This window comes from Chryseobacterium sp. YR221 (assembly GCF_900176315.1).
GTDB lineage: Bacteria > Bacteroidota > Bacteroidia > Flavobacteriales > Weeksellaceae > Chryseobacterium > Chryseobacterium rhizosphaerae.
On sequence record NZ_FWXM01000001.1, the window covers coordinates 541,938 to 563,021 of the forward strand.

The 21,084-nt window shown below is 38.5% G+C and carries 15 protein-coding genes; 1 reads left to right on the forward strand and 14 read right to left on the reverse strand.

Going from position 1 to position 21,084, the window contains the following annotated elements:
* Positions 1-23: 23 nt before the first annotated feature.
* The 5 genes from bioA to B8967_RS02500 all read right to left on the reverse strand — a co-directional run bounded on the left by bioA (position 24) and on the right by B8967_RS02500 (position 5,001).
* Positions 24-1,313, reverse strand: coding sequence for an adenosylmethionine--8-amino-7-oxononanoate transaminase (bioA, locus tag B8967_RS02480; protein ID WP_084084240.1), 1,290 nt, complete (start codon positions 1,311-1,313; stop codon positions 24-26).
* 275 nt (positions 1,314-1,588) lie between these two features.
* Positions 1,589-2,578, reverse strand: coding sequence for a biotin synthase BioB (gene bioB, locus B8967_RS02485; RefSeq protein WP_084084241.1), 990 nt, complete (start codon positions 2,576-2,578; stop codon positions 1,589-1,591).
* Between the two features lie 2 nt (positions 2,579-2,580).
* Positions 2,581-3,192: a dethiobiotin synthase gene (gene bioD / locus B8967_RS02490; RefSeq protein ID WP_084084242.1), complete on the reverse strand. Its 612-nt coding sequence runs from the start codon at positions 3,190-3,192 to the stop codon at positions 2,581-2,583.
* A gap of 83 nt (positions 3,193-3,275) precedes the next feature.
* Entirely contained in the window at positions 3,276-4,385 is a 1,110-nt protein-coding gene (locus B8967_RS02495) for an aminotransferase class I/II-fold pyridoxal phosphate-dependent enzyme (RefSeq protein ID WP_084084243.1), read from the reverse strand.
* Positions 4,378-5,001 carry a hypothetical protein gene (locus B8967_RS02500; protein ID WP_084084244.1) on the reverse strand — a complete coding sequence of 208 codons (624 nt, stop codon included), beginning with the start codon at positions 4,999-5,001 and terminating at the stop codon, positions 4,378-4,380. Before B8967_RS02500 ends, B8967_RS02495 begins: the two co-directional genes overlap by 8 nt.
* Before the next feature lie 66 nt (positions 5,002-5,067).
* Between B8967_RS02500 and B8967_RS02505 the strand changes: the two genes are divergently transcribed.
* Positions 5,068-6,555, forward strand: a complete 1,488-nt coding sequence (locus B8967_RS02505; protein ID WP_084084245.1) for an aminotransferase-like domain-containing protein — start codon at positions 5,068-5,070, stop codon at positions 6,553-6,555.
* A 695-nt stretch (positions 6,556-7,250) separates the two neighbouring features.
* Here the strand turns inward: B8967_RS02505 and B8967_RS02510 are convergent.
* The 9 genes from B8967_RS02510 to B8967_RS02550 are packed head-to-tail and all read right to left on the reverse strand — an operon-like array spanning position 7,251 to position 20,945.
* Positions 7,251-8,438, reverse strand: coding sequence for a PepSY-associated TM helix domain-containing protein (locus tag B8967_RS02510; RefSeq protein ID WP_084084246.1), 1,188 nt, complete (start codon positions 8,436-8,438; stop codon positions 7,251-7,253).
* A gap of 2 nt (positions 8,439-8,440) precedes the next feature.
* On the reverse strand, positions 8,441-10,885 hold the full coding sequence (locus B8967_RS02515) for a TonB-dependent receptor (protein ID WP_081989229.1): 2,445 nt from the start codon (positions 10,883-10,885) through the stop codon (positions 8,441-8,443).
* Positions 10,872-12,260 carry an AMP-binding protein gene (locus tag B8967_RS02520; protein WP_084084247.1) on the reverse strand — a complete coding sequence of 463 codons (1,389 nt, stop codon included), beginning with the start codon at positions 12,258-12,260 and terminating at the stop codon, positions 10,872-10,874. Before B8967_RS02520 ends, B8967_RS02515 begins: the two co-directional genes overlap by 14 nt.
* Before the next feature lie 4 nt (positions 12,261-12,264).
* Positions 12,265-12,510: an acyl carrier protein gene (locus tag B8967_RS02525; RefSeq protein WP_084084248.1), complete on the reverse strand. Its 246-nt coding sequence runs from the start codon at positions 12,508-12,510 to the stop codon at positions 12,265-12,267.
* 1 nt (position 12,511) lies between these two features.
* Positions 12,512-13,915, reverse strand: coding sequence for an MATE family efflux transporter (locus tag B8967_RS02530; protein WP_084084249.1), 1,404 nt, complete (start codon positions 13,913-13,915; stop codon positions 12,512-12,514).
* Entirely contained in the window at positions 13,912-15,720 is a 1,809-nt protein-coding gene (locus tag B8967_RS02535) for an IucA/IucC family protein (RefSeq protein WP_084084250.1), read from the reverse strand. Before B8967_RS02535 ends, B8967_RS02530 begins: the two co-directional genes overlap by 4 nt.
* Positions 15,721-15,729: 9 nt before the next feature.
* Positions 15,730-17,046, reverse strand: a complete 1,317-nt coding sequence (locus B8967_RS02540; protein ID WP_084084251.1) for a lysine N(6)-hydroxylase/L-ornithine N(5)-oxygenase family protein — start codon at positions 17,044-17,046, stop codon at positions 15,730-15,732.
* Entirely contained in the window at positions 17,039-19,447 is a 2,409-nt protein-coding gene (locus B8967_RS02545) for a GNAT family N-acetyltransferase (protein ID WP_084084252.1), read from the reverse strand. Before B8967_RS02545 ends, B8967_RS02540 begins: the two co-directional genes overlap by 8 nt.
* The gene (locus tag B8967_RS02550) at positions 19,419-20,945 is read right to left on the reverse strand and encodes a pyridoxal phosphate-dependent decarboxylase family protein (RefSeq protein ID WP_047496564.1); all 1,527 of its coding nucleotides are present in this window, start codon (positions 20,943-20,945) and stop codon (positions 19,419-19,421) included. The genes B8967_RS02545 and B8967_RS02550 overlap by 29 nt, the downstream gene beginning before the upstream one ends.
* Between the last annotated feature and the right edge of the window lie 139 nt (positions 20,946-21,084).

Consider the following 21,084-nt stretch of genomic DNA (forward strand, 5'->3'; position numbering starts at 1 on the left):
TACTCTATACCGGAAGAGATCATTTAGTCTTTAAACTGATCCAGGACTTCTATAATATTCTGATATACAAAATCCAATTCTTCGGAGGTAATACAATAGGGCGGAACCAGATATATTACATTTCCCAGTGGCCTCATAATCATTCCTCTCTGTAAGAATTCATTATAAAGCTTCTTCCCTATTTCATTGAAATAAGAAGTACCATTCCCGGTTTTAAAATCAAAAGCTAAAATAGTTCCGATTTGACGTGCATTTTCAACTTGTGGATGCAAGGAAATCATTTTTATAAATTCCGAATGCTGCTGGGTAATACGTTTGATATTCATTTGGGTTTCTTCTTTAAGTAATAATTCCATACTGGCTAACGCTGCAGCACAGGCTAAAGGATTTGCCGTAAAAGAATGTCCGTGGAATAATGTCTTATGACGGTCATCAGATAAAAAAGCATTGTAAATTTCATGAGTGCAGGTTGTAATCCCCATAGGCATGGTACCCCCTGTAAGTCCTTTTGAAAAACACATGATGTCCGGTTTTTCTGTAAGGTAATCTGTTGCAAAAAGTTTTCCGGTCCTTCCGAAGCCTGTGAACACTTCATCTTGAATCATTAAAATTCCCTGCGTCCTGCAATACTGCATCAATTCATCAAGATTTTCTGCACTGTACATCAGCATTCCTGCTGCTCCCTGCACCAACGGTTCAAAAATAAAACAAGCTACTTCATCTGCTAACTGCCCAATCTGTATTTTTAAATCTTCCAGATTCTCCGCTGTAGGCGTATCGATAAAAACAACTTCAAATAACCTGCTTTCAAAAGGTTTGGTCCAAAAGCTTTTTCCACTTACAGCCATTGCTCCGAATGTATCTCCATGATAGGCATTTTTGAAAGCTAAAATTTTAGTTTTCTCCTTTCCCTGATTGTTAGCATACTGAATACACATCTTCAGCGCTACTTCTACCGCTGTGGAACCATTGTCAGAATAAAACACTTTATTCTGATTGTGAGGAAGAATATTCAATAAGTTTTCTGAAAGCTGTACAGCCGGTTCATGGGTAAATCCGGCAAAAATAACCTGTTCCAGGGTGTTAAGCTGTTCGAATACCCGCTGGGCAATATAAGGATGAGAATGTCCATGCAGAGTTACCCACCACGAAGAGACTACATCCAGATATTTTTTACCTTCATGATCATAAAGGTAAACCCCTTCCCCTTTAATAATCGGTATGGCATCAGCAGCTGTTTTCATCTGGGTATACGGATGCCAGTTGACTGCTTTATCTCTTTCCTGAAGACTAAGTTGTGTTATCGTATTCATATTTTGAGGTAAAATGTTTATAACATATTTTTAATTGGTCACAAAGTCCGCAAAAACTTCGTATTCCTGATTCATTAGTATAAGTTCGCAAAAGATGTTTGCTTGCACATAAACCTCTTGCGAACTTTCGCATTAAGATTTCCACTTCATTGGAATGCTGTCCGGATTCAACCTAACCCGGTAAAAAATCTGATAACAAAGTCTGAATACATTTCAGAATGTTTATAATTAAAATCCAAAATCCCATAAGTGATTATTTAGAGTTTGACATTGATCTAGCAACATTTAACTTCCTGATTAGATTTCATGGGTTTCAATCCCAGTGTTTCCAGCATCTGCATATCTTCAGATACTCCCGGATTAGGAGTCACCAATAAAGTTTCTCTTTCTCCCGTGAAAATAGAGTTTGCACCTGCCATAAAGCACCATGCCTGTTCAGTTTCTGTCATTTCAATACGTCCAGCACTCAGTCGTACCATAGAAGCCGGCATTACAATCCTCGCGGTCGCAATCATTCTTACCATTTCCCAGGTATCTACTTTTTCGTTATTCTCCAGTGGTGTTCCTTCTACCCTTGCCAATGCATTGATGGGTACAGATTCCGGATGCTTAGGCATCGTTGCTAAGGTCAAAATCATTGAAATCCTGTCCCTATGTGTTTCTCCAAGACCGATAATTCCTCCTGAACATACTGTGATTCCAGCCTTCCTTACATTGTTGATCGTATTAATCCTGTTATCGAATGTTCTGGTAGAAATGATTTCTTCATAATACTGTTCAGAAGTATCCAGATTATGGTTGTAGGCATACAAACCGGCTTCCTGAAGTCGTATTGCCTGCTCTTCGGTAAGCATTCCTAACGTACAACATACTTCCAGTCCAAGTTCATTCACTCCCTTCACCATATCGATCACTCTGTCGAAATCACGGTTGTTACGAACTTCTCGCCATGCTGCAGCCATGCAGAAACGGGAAGATCCACTGTCCCTAGCTTTCTGTGCATGAGCTATTACCGTTTCCGTAGGCAATAAAGCCTGTACTTTGATATTGGTATGATAACGCGCAGCCTGCCCGCAATAGGAACAGTCTTCCGGGCATCCTCCGGTTTTGATTGACAATAATGTGGAGATCTGTACTTCAGAGGGATCATGTCGTTCTCTATGTACTGTGGCCGCTTTATAAATAAGCTCCATCAGGGGCAAATGATAAATTTCTTCAATTTCTTCTTTGGTCCAGTTGTGTCTAATTTCTGTTTTCTTATCCATTATCATAATTTTGTTATTGTTAATTGCTTTGCAGCCATTTTAATGTGTTCTTTATCAGCATAGGTAATCTCCGGGATCCTGATAATTTTTGTATCACTTTCAATAAAGCTGCAGATGAGTCTTTCTGTATCCTGTGGAAAAGTTCCATTAAGGATCAGGTATTCCAGCTTTATATTTCTTTGCTGTAATGCCATTATTGAAAGCAAGCTGTGATTGATACATCCTAAATAGTTTCTGACAACAAGTGCGGCAGGCAGCTCCAGTATCTCTATCAGATCAATCATAAAAATATGATCTGAAAGCGGTACCATCAATCCTCCGGCTCCTTCTACAATCAATGAATTTTCAGTTTCCGGCAATTGAAAATCATCAAGTTGAATCTGTATGTTTTTTTCCCGTGCAGACTGATGAGGAGATGCAGCCAGTTGCAGGCGATGTGTTTCCGGATAGCAGGTGGTATGGTCTGTCCAGTCCTCAATTTTATGACTGTCTGTGTAATGGAGATCTCCGGACTGTACGGGTTTCCAGTAATCTGCTTTAAAATACTGAACCAAAATAGCTGAACAGATGGTTTTTCCTATTTCAGTCCCTATTCCTGTTATAAATAGTTTCATATGATTTTTCGGGGTTCGGGGTTTGGGTTGAAATTCAATTCCTTTTATTTTATAGGTTACTTCGATTTTTTACCCTTTTCCTGTTAATTCAATTCTTTAATAATTCTTGTAAGTTTTAGTATTTCATCTTCCGTATTGAAGCTATGAAGGCATATTCTGATTCTCTCACTTCCTTCTTTTACCGTTGGACTGTATACGGCATAGGTTAAGAACCCTTCATCAGATAAAGTATTCTGTACCGTTTTCAGTTTTTGATTATCCGGAATTACAATAGCCTGAATGGGGCTGACTTCAGAAGAAGGTGTCTTCAGACCCTGATTTCTGAAAGTTCTGATGTTTTCGTGAAGCTTTTTTGACAGCTCCTGCTTCTTTTCTAAAAATTCATAACCAGTTTTGATACTCATCCATTGAAAATCCTGCGCAGAAGTGGTATAAATAAATGGAGATGCAAAATTGATAAGATAAGATTTTACAGTTTCATTACAGAGAATTGCGGCTCCGTGGGCTCCCAATGCTTTACCATACGTTACCACAGCTGCCAGCACCTGATTTTGTAACTGATACTTTTCAATTAATCCATTTCCAAAAACACCAAAAGCATGCGCTTCATCTACCAGCAAATCTGCATGATATTGCTTAGCAAGAGCGGCAATCTCCCGGATGGGAGCACAATCTCCTTCCATAGAATAAAGGCTTTCTATAGCGATATAACAATGCGTTTTCTGTTTCTTCAATAGGTTTTCCAAATCGTTCAGATCGTTATGCCGGAATTTTACTTTTTTGGCATTTGACATTCTGCAGGCATCGTGGACGGAGCGATGGATCTGCTCATCTACAATCACCGTATCATGACGGCTGGGAAGTGTTGAGAACAGAGCAAGATTAGCATTATACCCTGATGGGAAAAGAAGTGCTGCAGGAAAATGATGATTTTCTGCAATACAACGTTCTACAGAAGTTGCCATACCGGTATTACCACTGATTAATCTGGAGCCGGTACTTCCTGAAAGCAGCTGAGGATTATCATTAATGCTTTGCAACAGGAGAGTTTGAAATTCTGTACTTCTTGCCAATCCCAGATAATCATTAGAATAAAAATCAATTCCTTCAGGCTGAAGCGTTAATCTTCTTAGTCTCCCTTCTTCATTTCTTGTATTGAGTGATTCCTGAAAACGATGAATACTGTTAAGCATAATTCAACTCTTCCACTTCTTTTGTAATCGCATTAATCCATTGATGATGCAGTTCTTTCTCAATGTTCAGTATATTTTCAGCATGTATTTTCCAGTCACCGGAAAATTCATTGAGCTGATTGATCATTTCTTCCAGATGTCCTTCTTCTTCAAGAATAATAGATTTCACCATGATCCGGGAAGATTCCTGGGTAAGGATATCCTGATATACCGGGTACAATTCATCGGCCCGAACTTCAATAGCATAGGTTACAAAGAGGTAGGCTGCAAACTTGAGCTCTTCCTGGCTAAGCTGAAAAACCTGCTGAAGATACCTGCAAGCCTTAATATCCAGTGCGTGAAGGTAATGTCGGGTTGCAGTGGGAGCAAGAAGTTCTTTATTTTCGTAAGTTTTGCATAATTCGGAATCAATCTTTCCGATTTGCTTTTTGAGATAGTAAGCGTGACGGTGCTCTTCAGCGGCATGCTTAAGCTGAATCAGTGTTACTGAAACCGGATGTTCGCATTTTGATATTTTTCTGGCCCCTGCATTCTCCATAAAGGAAAGTGTGTTCAGCCATTTGGCGTGAGTGGTATTATCCTGTACCACCCTTTGTAATAAGTGCTGAAATTCCATTGATTTTTATTTTGATGTCAAAAGTAGTATATTGCCGGATGGTCATATGGTGCCAGTTTTTATATTATGGATAGTCCGGTTAGAATTCCTTATGAAAGTTTCATAAAAATTGACAGAAAATCAGAAACATCGATCTATTTACAGATTGCGAATCAGCTGATCAATGCTATACAAAGGGGATTTTTACCTTTTGGAACTAAACTTCCGGGAACAAGAACCTTCAGTGATATGCTCGACATCCACAGAAATACAGCTGTGGCCGTTTATGATGAATTGTCTGCTCAGGGCTGGACGGAAAGTTTACCGAATAAAGGAACTTTTATTATTGGGAATGATCAGGAAAAACCGGTAAAAATGAATGATTTTAAATCCAATAATCTTCAAAACTATCCACAAACCACAGGCTTTTCCTTCAAAGCCTCCAATATTTTAGATAATCCTTTTGAACATTCAGATTGTGACTATGTTTTTAATGATGGAGTACCTGATATTAGGCTGACCCAGATTGGTCAGCATTCCCGGTTTTACAGCTCTATCCTCAAGCGTAAAACCAATCAGAAAATCCCGGGACATTATAACCAGGATGGAAGTGAGTTTTTTAAAGAACACTTATCGCGTTATCTCAATCTATCCCGTGGACTACCTATTTCTAAAAACAACCTCCTGATTACCCGCAGTACGGAAATGAGTATTTATATTGTTTCCGAGATTCTTCTTTCTGCCGGAGATGTGGTGTTAGTGGGCGCTTTAAGCTATTTTTCAGTCAATATGATCTTTATGAAAGCCGGAGTTCAAATGCTTTCTATCCCGATAGATGAAGAGGGCATCATTGTTGAAAGCGTCAGAGAGGCTTGTAAAAAGCAAAAGATAAGAATGCTCTATCTTACTCCGCATCACCACTACCCTACAACAGTGGCATTAAGTGCACAGCGAAGACTGGAACTTCTGGAGCTGGCCAATGAGTATGGTTTTATTATTCTTGAAGACGACTATGACTATGAATTCCATTATGATAAAAGCCCTATCCTTCCTCTGGCCAGTGCTGATACGAACGGAATGGTTATTTATATAGGTTCATTCGGAAAATCTTTAGCTCCGGGATTCAGAACCGGGTTTATTGTGGCTCCGGAAAATCTGATGATAGAAATGCGTAAATATCTCGGTATTATTGACCGCCAGGGTGATATTCTAATGGAAAGAGCTTTGGGAGAGATGATTGAAGAAGGGGAAATTAACCGGTATCTGAAAAAATCTTTGAAAGTCTATCAGGAAAGGCGGGATTATTTCAGTGTTTTATTGGAAGAGCATTTAAAAGAATATATCCATTTCCAAAAACCTTCGGGAGGGCTGGCTATCTGGCTGGAATGGAATATTCCTATAAACCTTATGCAGCTTAGCAGAAATTGTGCTCAGAATGATCTGTTTATTCCTAAAACATTACTATATCAGAATAAACATCTTACAGCGATGAGATTAGGTTTTGGAGACCTCAATGCCGAAGAAATGGAAAAAAGTGTTGAAATTTTTTCTAAAACGGTAAAACTATTGATCTGATGTAAGAAACTCACAAATTAAAAGGAATTAAAAATCTGCATGATCTGATTAATCTGCGAGAGAAAGAAACATAGTATTCTTAATTTTCCGACACAAATAATGATTTCTGATTGGGTTTGTTTCAAGTAAGCAAAGCAGTGACTAACAGATTGATATAGTTAAGATTCCGTATGATTTATCCTGTTATTTTTAATTAAAACATCTCGCGGATTGAGCAAATTAAAAGAGCATTAAAAAATCTGCGTGATCTGCTTAATCTGCGAGAGAAAAAAACATAGTATTCTTATTTTTCCGACACAAATAATGATTTCTGATTGTGTTTGTTTCAAGTAAGCAAAGTAGTCACTAACAGGTTGATATAGTTAAGATTCCGTGTGATTTATCCTGTTATTTTTAATTAAAAACATCTCGCGGATTGAGCAAATTAAAAGAGCATTAAAAAATCTGCGTGATCTGCTTAATCTGCGTGAGAAAAAAACATAGTATTCTTATTTTCTGACACAAAGAATGATTTCTGATTGGGTTTGTTTCAAGTAAGCAAAGTAGTGACCAACAGATTGATCTGGTTAAGATTCAGTGTGATTTATCCTGTTATTTTTAATTAAAACATCTCGCGGATTGAGTAAATGAAGAGGATTAAAAATCTATGAGAGAAAAAGCAAAAGCCCCTAAAATATAGAGGCTTTATTGAAAATTTAGTGATGGGATGGAAATACCACCTTATTTTTTTTATGCTTTGGTTTTTTCTTCTTCCTGTTTAAATAGATGATAAAACCTGTAATAGGAAGTGATGCAGCAATGATCCCTGCTAAAAAATAAATAATTCTGCTGGTCATTCCAAAGATACTTCCGGTATGCAGGTCGTAATTTCTTTCTCTTAATGCAGTTCCATATCCTATATTTTTGTCTTTATACGATTGATGTTTTACCATCTCACCCGAGTATTGGTCAAAATTATACTGATCATTCCGGTACAGTCTGTTATCATAGGTAAGTTCAGCATAATAGGTCCCTTCTTCCGTTCTTGGAAAATTGATAAGGGCTGATTCTTTATCAGTAAGACCTTTTTCCATTTTGTTTCCAATCATATCCAAAATGTTTTTTTGATCCGAAAATTCTTCTGCCGGTATTTTACTTTTGGCTTTCTGTTCCGTAGGTGCACTTCCATTTAATGTCTTTTTCATCCATTTATCTACGTCCTCAAAACTCCAGATCATTGCAGAATAAGAAATGATTAATAGAGGAATCACAGCATAAAATCCCAGTACATTATGAACGTCATAATTAATTCTTTTCCAGTTGGCAGAAATTTTAATAAAGAACATTCCTTTCAACATGCTCTTGCTCATCTTTCTCGGGTACCATATCACTAATCCCGAGAATAAAATGATCGTCATGATAAGAGTGGAATATCCTGTGATTGTTTTTCCTATCTTCTCGCCCAACAAAAGCCTTCTGTGAAGGTCCAGCACAATTTCAAAAAAATCTTTTTTGGCATCTTCTACGGCCTGTACTTTTCCTGTGTAAGGATCCATATAAACCCTATAATAGTAAAGATAAGTTCCCCAATACGTTAGAGCATCATTATCCATTTTTAAGGTACGGAAAACATAAGTCTGTGAAGGGTCAGAAGACATGACCACTCTTTTGATTTTCAATCCTTCCGGAAGGGCCTTTTCAGCTTTTGAGGAAAGCTCAGACAGAGGTAGCTTTTTCTTTCCTATAACCTCAACAAAATATCTTTCCGGGTGTACCCATTGTTTTAATTCTTTTTCGAAGACGAGAATACATCCTGTAGCCGCCATTATTACAACTATAAGCCCGGACGTTAGTCCGAGCCATAAATGTAACTGATATGCTATTTTTCTAAATTTAAGCTTCATTATTAAAATTTAAGGCTTACCTCAGCTACAAAGTTACGGGGCATTTGAGCGACTACCACTCCCTGCCCTGCAAAATATTGCGCATTGCCTAAATTATTCATTTTAAATCCTACTCTGTATTTTTCTTTTTCCAGGGAAATAGAGGCATTAATCAGCGTATATGCAGGGAATGCAAACTGTCCGGTAGTGGTTTTGTTTCCGGTAATCTGTTTACCTACACGATTGACCCCAAAACCTACTCCCAGTCCCTGAAGTCCTTTAATAGGAAGCACATAACTGATCCATGAATTAAATACATTAGCAGGGCCTGCAGATTCCGGACGACGTCCTTCTACAGCAGCATCCGCTTTTTCCATTCTACTGTGGTTGTATGAATATCCTGCAATAATATTCAATCCCTGAACAGGATTCATAACAGTTTCTATTTCAATCCCCTTACTTCTTTGCTGTCCATCCTGAACAACAATAGCATATTCTTTTCCATCACGGATTACCCCGGTGCCCCGCTGTATATTATCAACCAATATATCATAATATCCCACGGTAAAGTTGAATTTGTTTCTCCAAAGATTTCCTTTTACTCCCACTTCCCACTGATTTGCAGTTTGTGGTTTCATATCTCCGCTATAGTCCTGTAATTGCTGTACCACAGGTGCTGTATAGCTAAAACCATTCATATAGTTGGCATAAGCTGATAAACGGTCTTTGACCACCTGATAGACTAATCCTACTTTTGGAGACCACGCTGTTTGTTTGAATTCGCCGGCACGTACATTAGTGTTCAGGTTAAGCTGTCCTTTGCTTTCATAATGATCCAGACGTAAGCTTAGTAAAGTAATCAAACGGTCGGTAATATAAGTAACATTGGAAATATAGGCTCCATAAAGATTGGCTGAAGAGGTATTCCGTACCAAAGGTGCTTTTTTAGCATCAATAGCGGCTTGGGTAGCAGCCTGTATTTTCTGCAGAGCGAGATCTTTGGAAATATTTCCGTAACCACTTGTTAAGTTTTGTCCGTCTACATAATCAAATACCACAATCGGAGAATGGTTGTTATTGATAGACTGATTGAAATAATCTAATCCGATCAATACTTTATTTTTGATTTTTCCGATATTGAATTCTCCGTTAAAGTTTTGCTGAACACTGGTGGAAGAAGCTTCGGAGTTCTGCCATTGTACATTACGTTCCAGCATAGCATCGCTGGTATTTCCTCTGATAAACTGGTACTGATAGAGTCCTTCCGTTTTTCTGAAATTACGCGAAAGCGACGTTTGTGAGCTCCAGTTATTTGATATTTTATAATTAGCCTCCGCTTTTACATTGATTGACGGAGCTTTCAGGGTCATATCATTGTTGGAGTACGATCTTTTCCAGTCGAATCCTAATTCATCAGGTGTATGGGCAAAAAATGCTCTCGTTCTGGGAAGAAAGATAATAGGGGTATTAGTTCCCTCATAATTATAAATCTGAGCTCCTAAGCTGAACTTCAGCCTGTCATTAACCTGATAGCTTAAGGTAGGGGCAACAAAAAATGATTTTCTGAATTCAGAATCTCTAAAACCATTCTGATACTGATAGGCCGCATTCAAACGGAATAATGTTTTTCTGGACTCAGTAATGGGACCATACACATCAGCCGTTACACGGTTCAGATTATAGCTTCCCATAAGGTAGGATACTTCCCCACCAAAGTAATCTTTAGGTTTTTTCGTTACGGCATTAATAAGTCCTCCGAAAGAGGTTACAGCACCTCCATATAAAGTTCCTGCCGGTCCTTTAATAACTTCTAAACGTTCAATGTCAGCAGGATCAATCTCTCCATTAGTGGTTGCAGGAAGACCATCTACCATTGATACTTTTGTAGGAAATCCTCTAAGGCTATAGTAGAAGCTTCCGTCCCCGGAACCCCTTCCCGGACTCCCCTGCATTTTTACCATCCCCGGCACATTTTTTAAAACTTCTGAAATGTCATAAGTAATCTGTTCCTTCAGTAATTGCTGGTTGATACTCGTATAAGCCTGCGGATTTTCTAAATTCCTTAATGGCATTTTAGAAACCGAAGTACTGTCTTTATCCAGAAATTTATTTCTGCTGAAAGCATATACGGTGATTCCTTCAATAACATTGTTTTCTGTTGAAGTATAGATGGGTGGAATTTCATAGACATCTTTCTCAATGCGGATTTGCTCGCGCATCAATTCGATATCATTTAAAACCACCTGAAGAGTATATTCTCCAGGTGGCACATTATCAAAATAATATTCTCCTAAATTGTTTGTCTTTGATTGATATGAAGTATTTACTATTCTTAAAAGTGCATTTTTTACCGGCACTTTCTCAGACAGCATGACCTTGCCGTTTACCCTTTCATTTTGCTGAGCATCAATAAAATGAGGAAGTAAGACAAAAGCTAAAAGTAATATAGGGGTTTTAAATGTTTTCATGCTGTAAGTTTTGTAACAGGGGATAGTTTATTTTACCGTTTTGTGATAATGGAAATGACTCTATGTGTTCGGTGCGGACGTATTGAGGATTAATGCGCAGCTTATTTTTAATAATTTCAGTGATGGTCTGGGGATCAATCTCCGGATTGTCATACAGCACAATGATTTTTTTGTCATTGGAATTCAGGCATACAAACGTATTTCCTTCCAGCTCATTTTTAAGAATAAATTCTACCTCATCCAGATTAAGCCGTATTCCAAAAAGCTTCATGATACGTTTTATTCTTCCTGTGATAGAGTAAATTCCGTTGTCTTCTTTTTTTGCAGTATCTCCTGTACGCAGTACTGCAGGCTGTTCGTAAGAACTAAGGTCTTGCAGCGTATGGGCATAGCCTCCAAAAATACTGGCATGTGAGAACAACAGTTCATCGGTATCAGGATCTATGCTGAAATTCCCACCATATACAGGAGTACCAATAGAAGTTTCTTCTTCCAGAAGACCATCTGTGGTAAGATAAGCCATTCTTCCACCTGCTTCCGTCTGACCATACTGTGCAAAGAATTGTTTTTCAAATTCAAGGCAATACGCAAAGATGGTTTTTCTCAGCTCACCATTGATCACCCCTCCTGTATGAGTCAGGTATCGTAAACTTTGACTGTCTTTTCTGAAGAAGCCTATCCTGTTAAGGTTCTCGTATAAAAATGGAACTCCTCCCAAGGTACTGTATCCATATTCCTCCATTTCATCCCAGAATGCCTTTTGCATAATATCTTTATCCGTACATACCATTCTTCCGGCACGCATACAGTTGGTCGTAAAAATAGAAAAGCCATATACAAAATTGATGGGTACATTCAATGGTACCACGTCAGATTCCAGAATAGGCATATACTGAAGGATACTCACGGCATTCTGATACAGATTTTCATCCGATAACTTAACGAGTTTGGGAATTCCTGTAGTTCCTGAAGTACTTAAAAGAAGCTTAATTTCCGGATGGATCGTAATCTCACTTTGGTAATCATCTTTCATAAAGATTTTTACCGTATCAGAGAATGCTCTGATACTATATCCTTCTACCTCATCTCTGGATGGATCAAAGATATATTTCGGACGGTATTCTGCCTCCATCCGGTCTTTGAATTCCGAATGCAGTTTCTGTCCCAATAAAGCAATCGTATGGGCTGTTCCGTAAAAATTGAGAAGAACCTCAATACTGGAGAGCTGATTGTCATTGTACAAAAAGATCAATCCTTTTTCTACAGGATTCAAGCCTAAAGACCGATACAGCGTTCCAACCGGTATGGTATTACCGGTGGAAGCATCTGTAAACAACAAGTTCTTGTTGGCAATTACATTTTCTAAAATTTTCATATACTTAGTTTTCTACGAATACATCGTATTTTTTCATTTTTTCACGGATCTTTCCGACGTTACCCATCTCAAGGATATCATTAAAATCAAACTTGATCTGATAAAACTGTTCCAGCGCTTCTACAATAAGCAGATGAGACATAGAATCCCATTCCGGAATTTCCTGATAGGTAAGATTTTCATCTACCAATTCTTTTTTTATAGCAATTGCAGAGGCAATTATTTCATAAAACTCTTCTGTTGTGTTCATTTTAAATTTTTATAGTTTTCCATTTACCGTTTTTGAAAATCATTAGGAAAAGTACAGCCAGTACGATTTCTGAAGAAACAATAGCTGTAAATATTCCCTTTAGTTCCCATTGAAGCCTTACTCCCAGCAGATAAGCCAGAGGAAGCTGAATAATATAGAACATGATGATATAGAGAAGTGTTACCTGCATGATGTTACCGGCTGCATTTAATGCGCGGCTGATCACCATAGTGAAACCTAATAAAAGATAGGCCATGGATACCACATGGATATACTGAACGGCGTACCTTGCTACCTCCGGTTCTACAGTAAAAAACTTCACGACATGCTCTGCGGCAAGCTGCCAGAACAAAGCCACTGCAATAAGGTAGCTCATATTAATGGTACCTGCTCGCCACACTGTTTTTTCTGCCCGGACAGGATCTCCTGCTCCTAAATTCTGTCCCGTAAGAACACCGGCAGCATTTCCTATTCCCCAGGCGGGCATCGTGGCAACAGAAGCAATACGTTGTGCAATAATGTAACCCGCAAGCGCTGTCGTTCCAAAAGTAGATATGATTTTCACCATAATCAGCCAGCTGGATGTAGGAATAATATACTGAACCAAGCCCCCAAAAGCTATTTTAAGAATCTTTTGGAGCAATAGCCCATCAAAGTCAAATTTCATCAGGATATTAATGCTCGTTTTACCTGTTAACAGGATAAAAAACTGGTATAAAACGGCCAGTAGTCTTGATAAAACTGTTGCATAGGCCAGTCCCAGCAATCCGAAAGCAGGAATAAACCCTACCCCGAAAACTAGTACTACGGCAAAAACAATATTTGAAATATGACAGAGCCAAAGTGATTTCATGGCAAGATCTGCATCCCCTGCTCCTCTGAACAGTCCATTAATAGAAAGACGGAGGATGACAAGCCCGATACTGATAAAAACCAGTCGGGAAAAAGAGAGCCCATCATTTACTATCCCTGCATTGATCCCCAGGAAACCTACAATCTCTCCGGCAAAATAGCATGACAGCCCGCCAATCAGTAAGGCAAAGAATAAGGCAAGCATAATAATATAATGAGCTGTTTTACCCATGCCTTCTTTATCTTTTTCGCCTGCTCTCCTTGCGGTAAGCGTTGCCGCAGCAATCCCAAGACCTACTGCGATAGCATAAGCGAAATTGACATAATTATCGGTAATCCCAACAAGGCCGAGAACTTTATCTCCCAGTTTGGCAATAATTAAAAGATTGACACTCACAAAAACAGATTCCATTACCAGCTCCATCACCATAGGAATTGCTAAGCTAAAGATGGAACGATTGATACTTCCGGAAGTCAGTTCGACTTTTTTCCCGGCTAAGGCTCCATAGGTAAAAACCGTTCCTTCTTTTAGTATATGCAGGAATTTCCTCATAATACAGCTACAGAATTTTTATTGGCGATCTGATACAGAGGGTTAGGCAATGCTCCATCCTTTCTTGGAATAGCAAAAGCTTTATTTTCACTGTAGCCATTATTTTTCAGACGCAGGCTATTGATATAAAACCTTTTGAACGTAGGGACATACAGATCATATTTCTCATATCTCTCCTGTAGATGAGTGTTGTCTGCTTTATAACTTTCTATGCAGTCATGCACAAGCATCCAGAATACATCTTCTTTAAAGTTTGAATAGGTATGAAGTACATTAGACATATATCTGAAAAAAGCATCAAAAACTCCCAGAAGAATAAATAAAGGAATATTTTCTTTGTTGGAAGACTGTATCAATCCGTCTGCAAGATGAGCCGGAAGCTTTTCTCTTGCTTCTGTTGTAAGGACAATATCATCTACAAAATCTTTAATTACAATTCTTTGAGGCACTCCATTTTTCAACACGACCATAATGTTCTCGCCATGGGGAGTCACACATAAAGAATGGGTGTAATAGATATGAAGCAACGGTGTAAGATAGGCATCAAGATAACTTGCCACCCATTCTTTGATACTCATTCCTGCCTTTTCCGCAAAAGCCTGCACCAAAGGGACACCGTTATTATCTACATATAGTAAGGAAGCCATGGTTACCATTTGTTCATCTTCCTTAAGGTAGTTTTCCGCACTTTCACGCCATAAGGCTCCCAGGAATTCATTATACTGGTAAGGAACATTGGTGATCGCTCCGTATTGTGGATGAAGGTAAGCAATAGAGGCTTCTTCTCCCAGGAATATCGTTCCTTTGGTATCAAGATAAGCATCATCCTTTATAAGGCTTTTTACCCACTCTGTAATAGAAGGAGCTATTTTCATCTGTTTTGGAGATAATCCCCGGATATTTCCAGTACTTAGGATAGAAACAGCTGTTTTAAGATATCTTTTCTTAGGATGGTCTACATTAAATAAAGTACGGATACTCTGTTGCGGGCTGTAGGTATCATGTCCTTCTCCCAGTAGAATCAGAAGTCCGAATGCAATATCTCCAGCAAAATGAATCTTCAGCTTTTCTTCCCATTGCCACGGATGAACAGGAATAAAATGATAATCTTCCACTGATTTTCCTTCATTGACGAGTTTTTGCTGAAAATCCTGATAAAGCTGATCTCCAATTTCAGAACGGTAGAAGTCTTCTCTGTCTATATGATCCAATGATTGAAACGCAGACCTGCTGGTATGGGATGCCAACCAGATAGGTTTCAGATTTTGATCAGATTCCGGAGCAAATGCTTTCAGGTCACGGGGAGAAAATCCTAATCTGCTTTTGTTAACAATTACCCATGGATGACCGGTCATTTGATGTTCTACCGTCTGATAATCTGATGAAGCCAGATCTTTTGAGGGCATCACTCCTTTAGATAAAATCATGGCATCACAATATAAGGTATGCAAAAGCTCTTCCGTATATCTTGCCAGTGTATAGGCATCTAAATCAAATACAGATTGCATTTCCAGGAAAAATGCTGCAACATCTACAGGTACTTCCTGAGAATGGTCTGTTTTGGTGATACTGTCTGTGTCGATATGCCAATAGTCCATCATTCTTTCCTGACCGCGGAAGCTGTATTCAATATTATCGAAGCCGGTTTCCAGTTTGAAAACGGTATAGCCGGTTTCATCCTGAAAAGCAACGACAGGTTTTAACAGTTCTTCGTGCATTAATTCTGCAATGGTTTTAGCCATCAGATTTTTATTGGCCTGCAGCCAGTGTTCCTGGCTTATAGTATTATTTAAATTGGTGTTCATTTTTTAGTATTAAATTTGGGCAGTTGGTAAATCAGCATATTTTTCTACATCAAAATCCTGGAAAGCAATTTTCTTCTCAATTTTGTAATGCTCTCTTCCAAGAATATCATTGATGATGTAGGAATTACGGTAGGCAGCCATTCCAAGGTCTGTAGAAATATAGCTATGGGTATGTACTTCAGCATGGAGCACATAAATTTCGCCTCCGTTGTGATCTATAGAATAATTTCTGTTGACATCAAACAATCCGCTTGAATCTCTTTTAATTCTGGACTGTATATTTTTGAGGAATGAAGGCTCATGGTAGCGGTATCCGGTTCCCAGGATCAGGTAATCTGCTTCCTGCTCATAAGGAACCCCCTGTTCCAGCTGAGTAAATTCAAGATTAATAACCTCCTGATTGGTATTATCTACCCTGTTCAGCTGGCTGTTAGGAATTATTTTAAGGTTAGGATCAGCGTTGTCAATGTTCAGATCATAAATGAAATCATAAATATCATTGATCAGGTCATAGTTTATTCCCTTAAACTGGCTTTGCTGTTTGCTTAAAATATCTCTTCTGGCAGACTCTGTTCTGTTATAAAAGTAGTCTACATAGTCTGGAGATGTTAGCTCCAGAGTCAGTTTAGAATATTCCATCGGGAAGAATCTGTCCGGGCGGGAATACCATCCTAATTCGGTCTTTTCATCTCTGTTTTGAAGCAGGTCATAAAAAACTTCAGCAGCACTCTGCCCCGATCCTATAATGGCTATTTTCTTACCTTCAGCCAAAAGCTCTTCTTTTCTGTAGAGATAAGAACCGGTATGAATGATTCGGGAATCTTCCTTAGGGATAAAAGAAGGAATATGAGGCTGTGTTCCGGTACCAAGAATAAGTCTTTCCGTTTTGAAAACTACTTTTTCTTTCGTTTTTGTGTGCACTGTTGTTACCAGATAAATACCATCTTCATAGTCTATATCCATCACCTGTGTCGAAAAACGACATTGGGGAAGCTGTTCAATCACCCACTGGCAGTATCGGTTGTATTCCTTTCTTGGAATGAAGAAACTTTCTCTGATAAAGAATTTATACAGCCTTCCTGTTTCTTTAAGGTAATTAAGAAGACTTAAAGGATTCGTAGGGTCGGCCATAGATACACAGTCACATAAAAATGGGGTCTGCAGGGTTACATGATCAATCATTAACCCGGGATGCCAGTCGAAGCCATCCCTCTGATCCAGGAAAAGTGTTTTCAGTTCCGTAATTGGATTGGATAAAGCAGCAAGCCCAAGATTAAAGGGGCCGATTCCTATGCCAATTACATTATAAATAGTGTCATTATTCATGTTCTGTGGTGTTTGTGGTGAATTGTACGTCTTTGTTTTGAGGGAATTTTTCCCAATACCATTCCCTGTAGCAGAAATTGAGATTTGCTTTTTTATGAGGCATTTCAATTACTTTATCTACTTTGAAACCGACGTGGGCTTTATTCATCATTGATGCAAGAGAATCTACGGAACCCTCTCCTACCATTTTACCTACCTGTGGTTGTGCAAAGACATAATCCACCATAGATTGTGTAGAAGGGGAAACATATTTCTTTTTGGGATCTATAGGTGCTATAAACTGATGGGTACCGTAATCTGTAGGCAATACTTCGTAATAATCCCCAACAATGTCTCTGCAGGCCCAATAAATTTCGATATTACAGGAAGGCTCACCGTTGCTCATTACAATATAGCTGTGGGCTTCGTTACCCGGAAGCATCACACGATAGTATGTTTCAAGCTCATCAATCGGCCAGTTCATCTGCCATATCTTTACGGCATGCTCGCGATTAAACCACTCATGGAGCATTTCAAGGTCATTTTCAAGATCTATAGGCCGTATGGTAATCGTAACATCTTCCTTTTCAAAATAACGCTTAAAGAATATGTCTTTTCCCTTTGGCTGAATCAGTTGTTCTGAAAAGAAATACTCATAAAGAAGGTTGGGTACTTTTGTATAAGATACGGCTGAGGCATTTACTCCGCCATCTACGTCAAATACTGCAGACTGCAGATTTGATTTTACAGCCCAGTATTGCTGCTCCAGGGCATAATCTGTAAGATCTGATGGTTCTGTTCTGTGAAGATCTTCGAATTCCTGATACAAAATGCTGATGAGCTGCCTTTCTTTCACCCATCCTGTTTTACCCATTGAGCTGATAAGTGCTCCCAGGTTACTCACTAAAAGATGGTGAGAAATAATTTGCATAAGACGTTCATCTCTGATAAAAAGTTCTTCAATATCAGGACAGCTTCTGATAAGCTCCTCATATTTTTCTTTGAAACTTTCTCTTAACAGATAGCCTTGTCCGTCCCTTACAAAAATGGTTTCCGGAAGGAGCTGATCATTGAGTCCTATAAGCAAATTCTGCTGATGAACTTCCGGAGCCATCCCATAATGGCTGAAGAGCCTGTTTAAAGGAGAAAGCAAAAGATGAATATATTTCTTAAACCAGGTGATCGCTGCTTGTTCAGGATCAGTTCCCAATTGATCGGCTACTTCTTTGAAAAAATGCCTGGTAAAATTGAAGCTCCCTGCCGGTTCATCCTGACACAGTCTTGCCAGTAAAAGAACTTTTTCTCCCCCTAAAAAGGGATTTTCACGAATCAGGATATTGAAGCTCTCAATAGTATTCCCTTCATACTGGACACTTAAAGTGGCAGGTTCCAAAAGGAGTTTGAAATGAGGAAAGTTATTTTCAAAAGAAGCCCTTTCATGCTGCCACCATACAGCAGAAGCATATCCTCTATTGAGATCTTTTAAGCTGTTTGTCCTTACAGATCCGGTCATCAGAACATGTAAAGAAAATTTCAGCATCCAGCTGAAATCAGGATTATAAAGACTTCTTATCGATGATGTGGCATAAAAATCATCTCCTAATGGTCCGATATGAATGATTTGTCCGGAGCCAAGCATTTCCGGATATTCTTCCGTTGATAGAAGATATTGTGCTTCCCAAGGGTGGCATGGAACAATATAATAATCATTGATGTTTTCAAAATCGTAACTTTCTGGTATCGAAACCAATTTCTCGAATATTTCTTTCGCTGAAATTCCGGGAAGTGATTTCTCCGTGATGCAGCTTTTATGAATCAGAAAATAGTCAAGCTGAAATCCCTTTCCAAATTCCGGGCTATACAAAAGCTGTTCTTCCTCAGAAAATCCCATTCTTGATTTGGTAAAAGGATGTAGATTGTGGCCTACAGGCAGCAATTGTTCGGACTCTAAGAATGAATAAGACAATTCTTTCTCTTGTTGTGAACAGGCTTCAGCGGTTAATTCCAGATTTTTCAAACTGCTTTGAATTCTCTCAGAAAAACGGGCAAGCCCTTCTTCATTGGAAGTATCAGAAAATTCCGTATAAATTAACTCTATCAGTTTTTCCGTCTCTAATTCAAATACATCCTGATTTTTATGATCTACAGCCCATACAGGAAATCCATAGTCATGAAAAGCACTTTCGGAACGATAAACAATTGGGGCAAACAGAAACAATCCGCTTTTCTTCATTTCAAATCTTAGATGCAACGGATACTTGGTATTTTGAAGTGCCTTTGCAGTAAGAAGATCATATTGAGGAACTCCCTGGTAGAATTTACCATTTCCAAGTTCTCTGAGCATTCCGTTAAGAAGGATACGGAAAGTAATTTCCTGTGCTTTATCCCCTATTTTACTTTTCTGTATCAAAGTCTTTTCCATGCATTTTTATTTTATTGAGAATTTGATGTACATCTTCGGTCGTGGTAATCGGATTCAGGAAAGTAAATTTCAGATAGAAATTTCCATCCACTTTTGTACTGGCAACGAGAATCTCACCGCTGTAGAAAAGTTTCGTCTTAATATGCTGGTTCAAGGCATTGAGATCTTTATGATCAGGTCTTACGTAACGGAATACCAAAACGCTAAGGTCAGAATCGGAAAGAAGTTCGAAGTCTGCATCTTCGGTAATCATTGAGGCTACATCTTTTGTAAGATCTATTACCGTGTCCGTATATTCTGCAAGCTGTTCTTTACCCATCATTCTTAAGGTAAACCAAAGCTTCAATGCATCAAATCTACGGGTACTTTGTGTAATGGATTTGTTGATCTGTGCAGGGATTTCCTCTTCATCCATTTCTTTAGGGTTCAGGTAATCAGCATGATGCTTAAGAATCAGGAGCTCTTTTTTATTTTTAACAATGAAAGCGCTGCTGCTGATAGGCTGGAAAAAGGATTTATGATAATCTATTGTTACTGAGTCTGCTCTTTCTATTCCGTTTAATAGATGACGGTACTTATCGCTTAACAGTAAAGCGCATCCGTAAGCAGCATCTACGTGCATCCAGATGTTATACTGGGCTGCAATATTAGCTATATCTTCCAATGGATCTACGTTTCCGAAATCTGTAGTTCCGGCAGTTGCTACAATACCAATAGGAATATTTCCAAGCTGTTCTTCTCTTTTGATATATTTTTTCAGCAAAGCAATATCCATACGGAATCTTTCATCTGTAGGCACTTTAATAATGGCTTTTTCACCAAGCCCCATGATAGATGCATTCTTCAAATTGCTAAAATGCGATTTATCGGAAACAAAAATTCTGAAACGGTCGGCTTCTCTTGGCAGACCATCTAATTTGATATTATGATTGTAGTTCTTTTGAGAAAAGCAATCGCGCATCATCACCAATCCCATCAGGTTACTTTGTGAACCTCCGGCAGTGAAAACACCATCGCTTTCATTGGTTTGGTAGCCTAGTTGCTCAGCGGTCCAGTCAATCAGCTTCCTTTCCATAAATGTACCTCCGGCACTCTGATCATAAGTGTCCTGAGAAGAATTGATGGCACTCACAAGGATTTCTCCTGCCAAAGCCGGAATAACAACCGGGCAGTTCAAATGAGCTACATACTGTGGAAGGTGAAAAGCCGTAGCATGTTTTACATAAATATCATCTACTTCACTAAGAAGTTCTTTATAATTGGAAAGTTTTTGATTAAGATCAATCTGCTGTACCATTCCTTTCATTTCTTTAGCTTCTATGCCGCTGAAAGGTTTGTCGTTTCTATAAAGAAATTCTTGTACAAGGTCTAATGTGCTGTTGACAGCATTACGATAATGATCGTAATTGTCAGGATGGAAAATATTTCCAAAATTCCCCGAAATGTGATGTGAAGGAGTGGTTACCTGCTCTTCCAGGGACATAAAATTGTTACTCATATATGTATTTGTAAGGTGATTTTTTAAATCAATAGGTTGTATGTGGTTTTTTGATATATAGATTTATATATCTGACAGTCAGGTTTTTAAATTTTACATTTTTTTACTTTTTTATTTGGTGATTCATTAAATATTCATA

Coding starts and splice junctions, on each gene's coding strand:
- B8967_RS02510 (WP_084084246.1), bottom strand. CDS start 8,438: ATGAAGCTTAAATTTAGAAAAATAGCATATCAGTTACATTTATGGCTC.
- B8967_RS02505 (WP_084084245.1), top strand. CDS start 5,068: ATGGATAGTCCGGTTAGAATTCCTTATGAAAGTTTCATAAAAATTGAC.
- B8967_RS02525 (WP_084084248.1), bottom strand. CDS start 12,510: ATGAACACAACAGAAGAGTTTTATGAAATAATTGCCTCTGCAATTGCT.
- B8967_RS02535 (WP_084084250.1), bottom strand. CDS start 15,720: ATGAACACCAATTTAAATAATACTATAAGCCAGGAACACTGGCTGCAG.
- B8967_RS02545 (WP_084084252.1), bottom strand. CDS start 19,447: ATGGAAAAGACTTTGATACAGAAAAGTAAAATAGGGGATAAAGCACAG.
- bioA (WP_084084240.1), bottom strand. CDS start 1,313: ATGAATACGATAACACAACTTAGTCTTCAGGAAAGAGATAAAGCAGTC.
- B8967_RS02515 (WP_081989229.1), bottom strand. CDS start 10,885: ATGAAAACATTTAAAACCCCTATATTACTTTTAGCTTTTGTCTTACTT.
- bioB (WP_084084241.1), bottom strand. CDS start 2,578: ATGGATAAGAAAACAGAAATTAGACACAACTGGACCAAAGAAGAAATT.
- B8967_RS02500 (WP_084084244.1), bottom strand. CDS start 5,001: ATGGAATTTCAGCACTTATTACAAAGGGTGGTACAGGATAATACCACT.
- B8967_RS02495 (WP_084084243.1), bottom strand. CDS start 4,385: ATGCTTAACAGTATTCATCGTTTTCAGGAATCACTCAATACAAGAAAT.
- B8967_RS02530 (WP_084084249.1), bottom strand. CDS start 13,915: ATGAGGAAATTCCTGCATATACTAAAAGAAGGAACGGTTTTTACCTAT.
- bioD (WP_084084242.1), bottom strand. CDS start 3,192: ATGAAACTATTTATAACAGGAATAGGGACTGAAATAGGAAAAACCATC.
- B8967_RS02540 (WP_084084251.1), bottom strand. CDS start 17,046: ATGAATAATGACACTATTTATAATGTAATTGGCATAGGAATCGGCCCC.
- B8967_RS02520 (WP_084084247.1), bottom strand. CDS start 12,260: ATGAAAATTTTAGAAAATGTAATTGCCAACAAGAACTTGTTGTTTACA.
- B8967_RS02550 (WP_047496564.1), bottom strand. CDS start 20,945: ATGAGTAACAATTTTATGTCCCTGGAAGAGCAGGTAACCACTCCTTCA.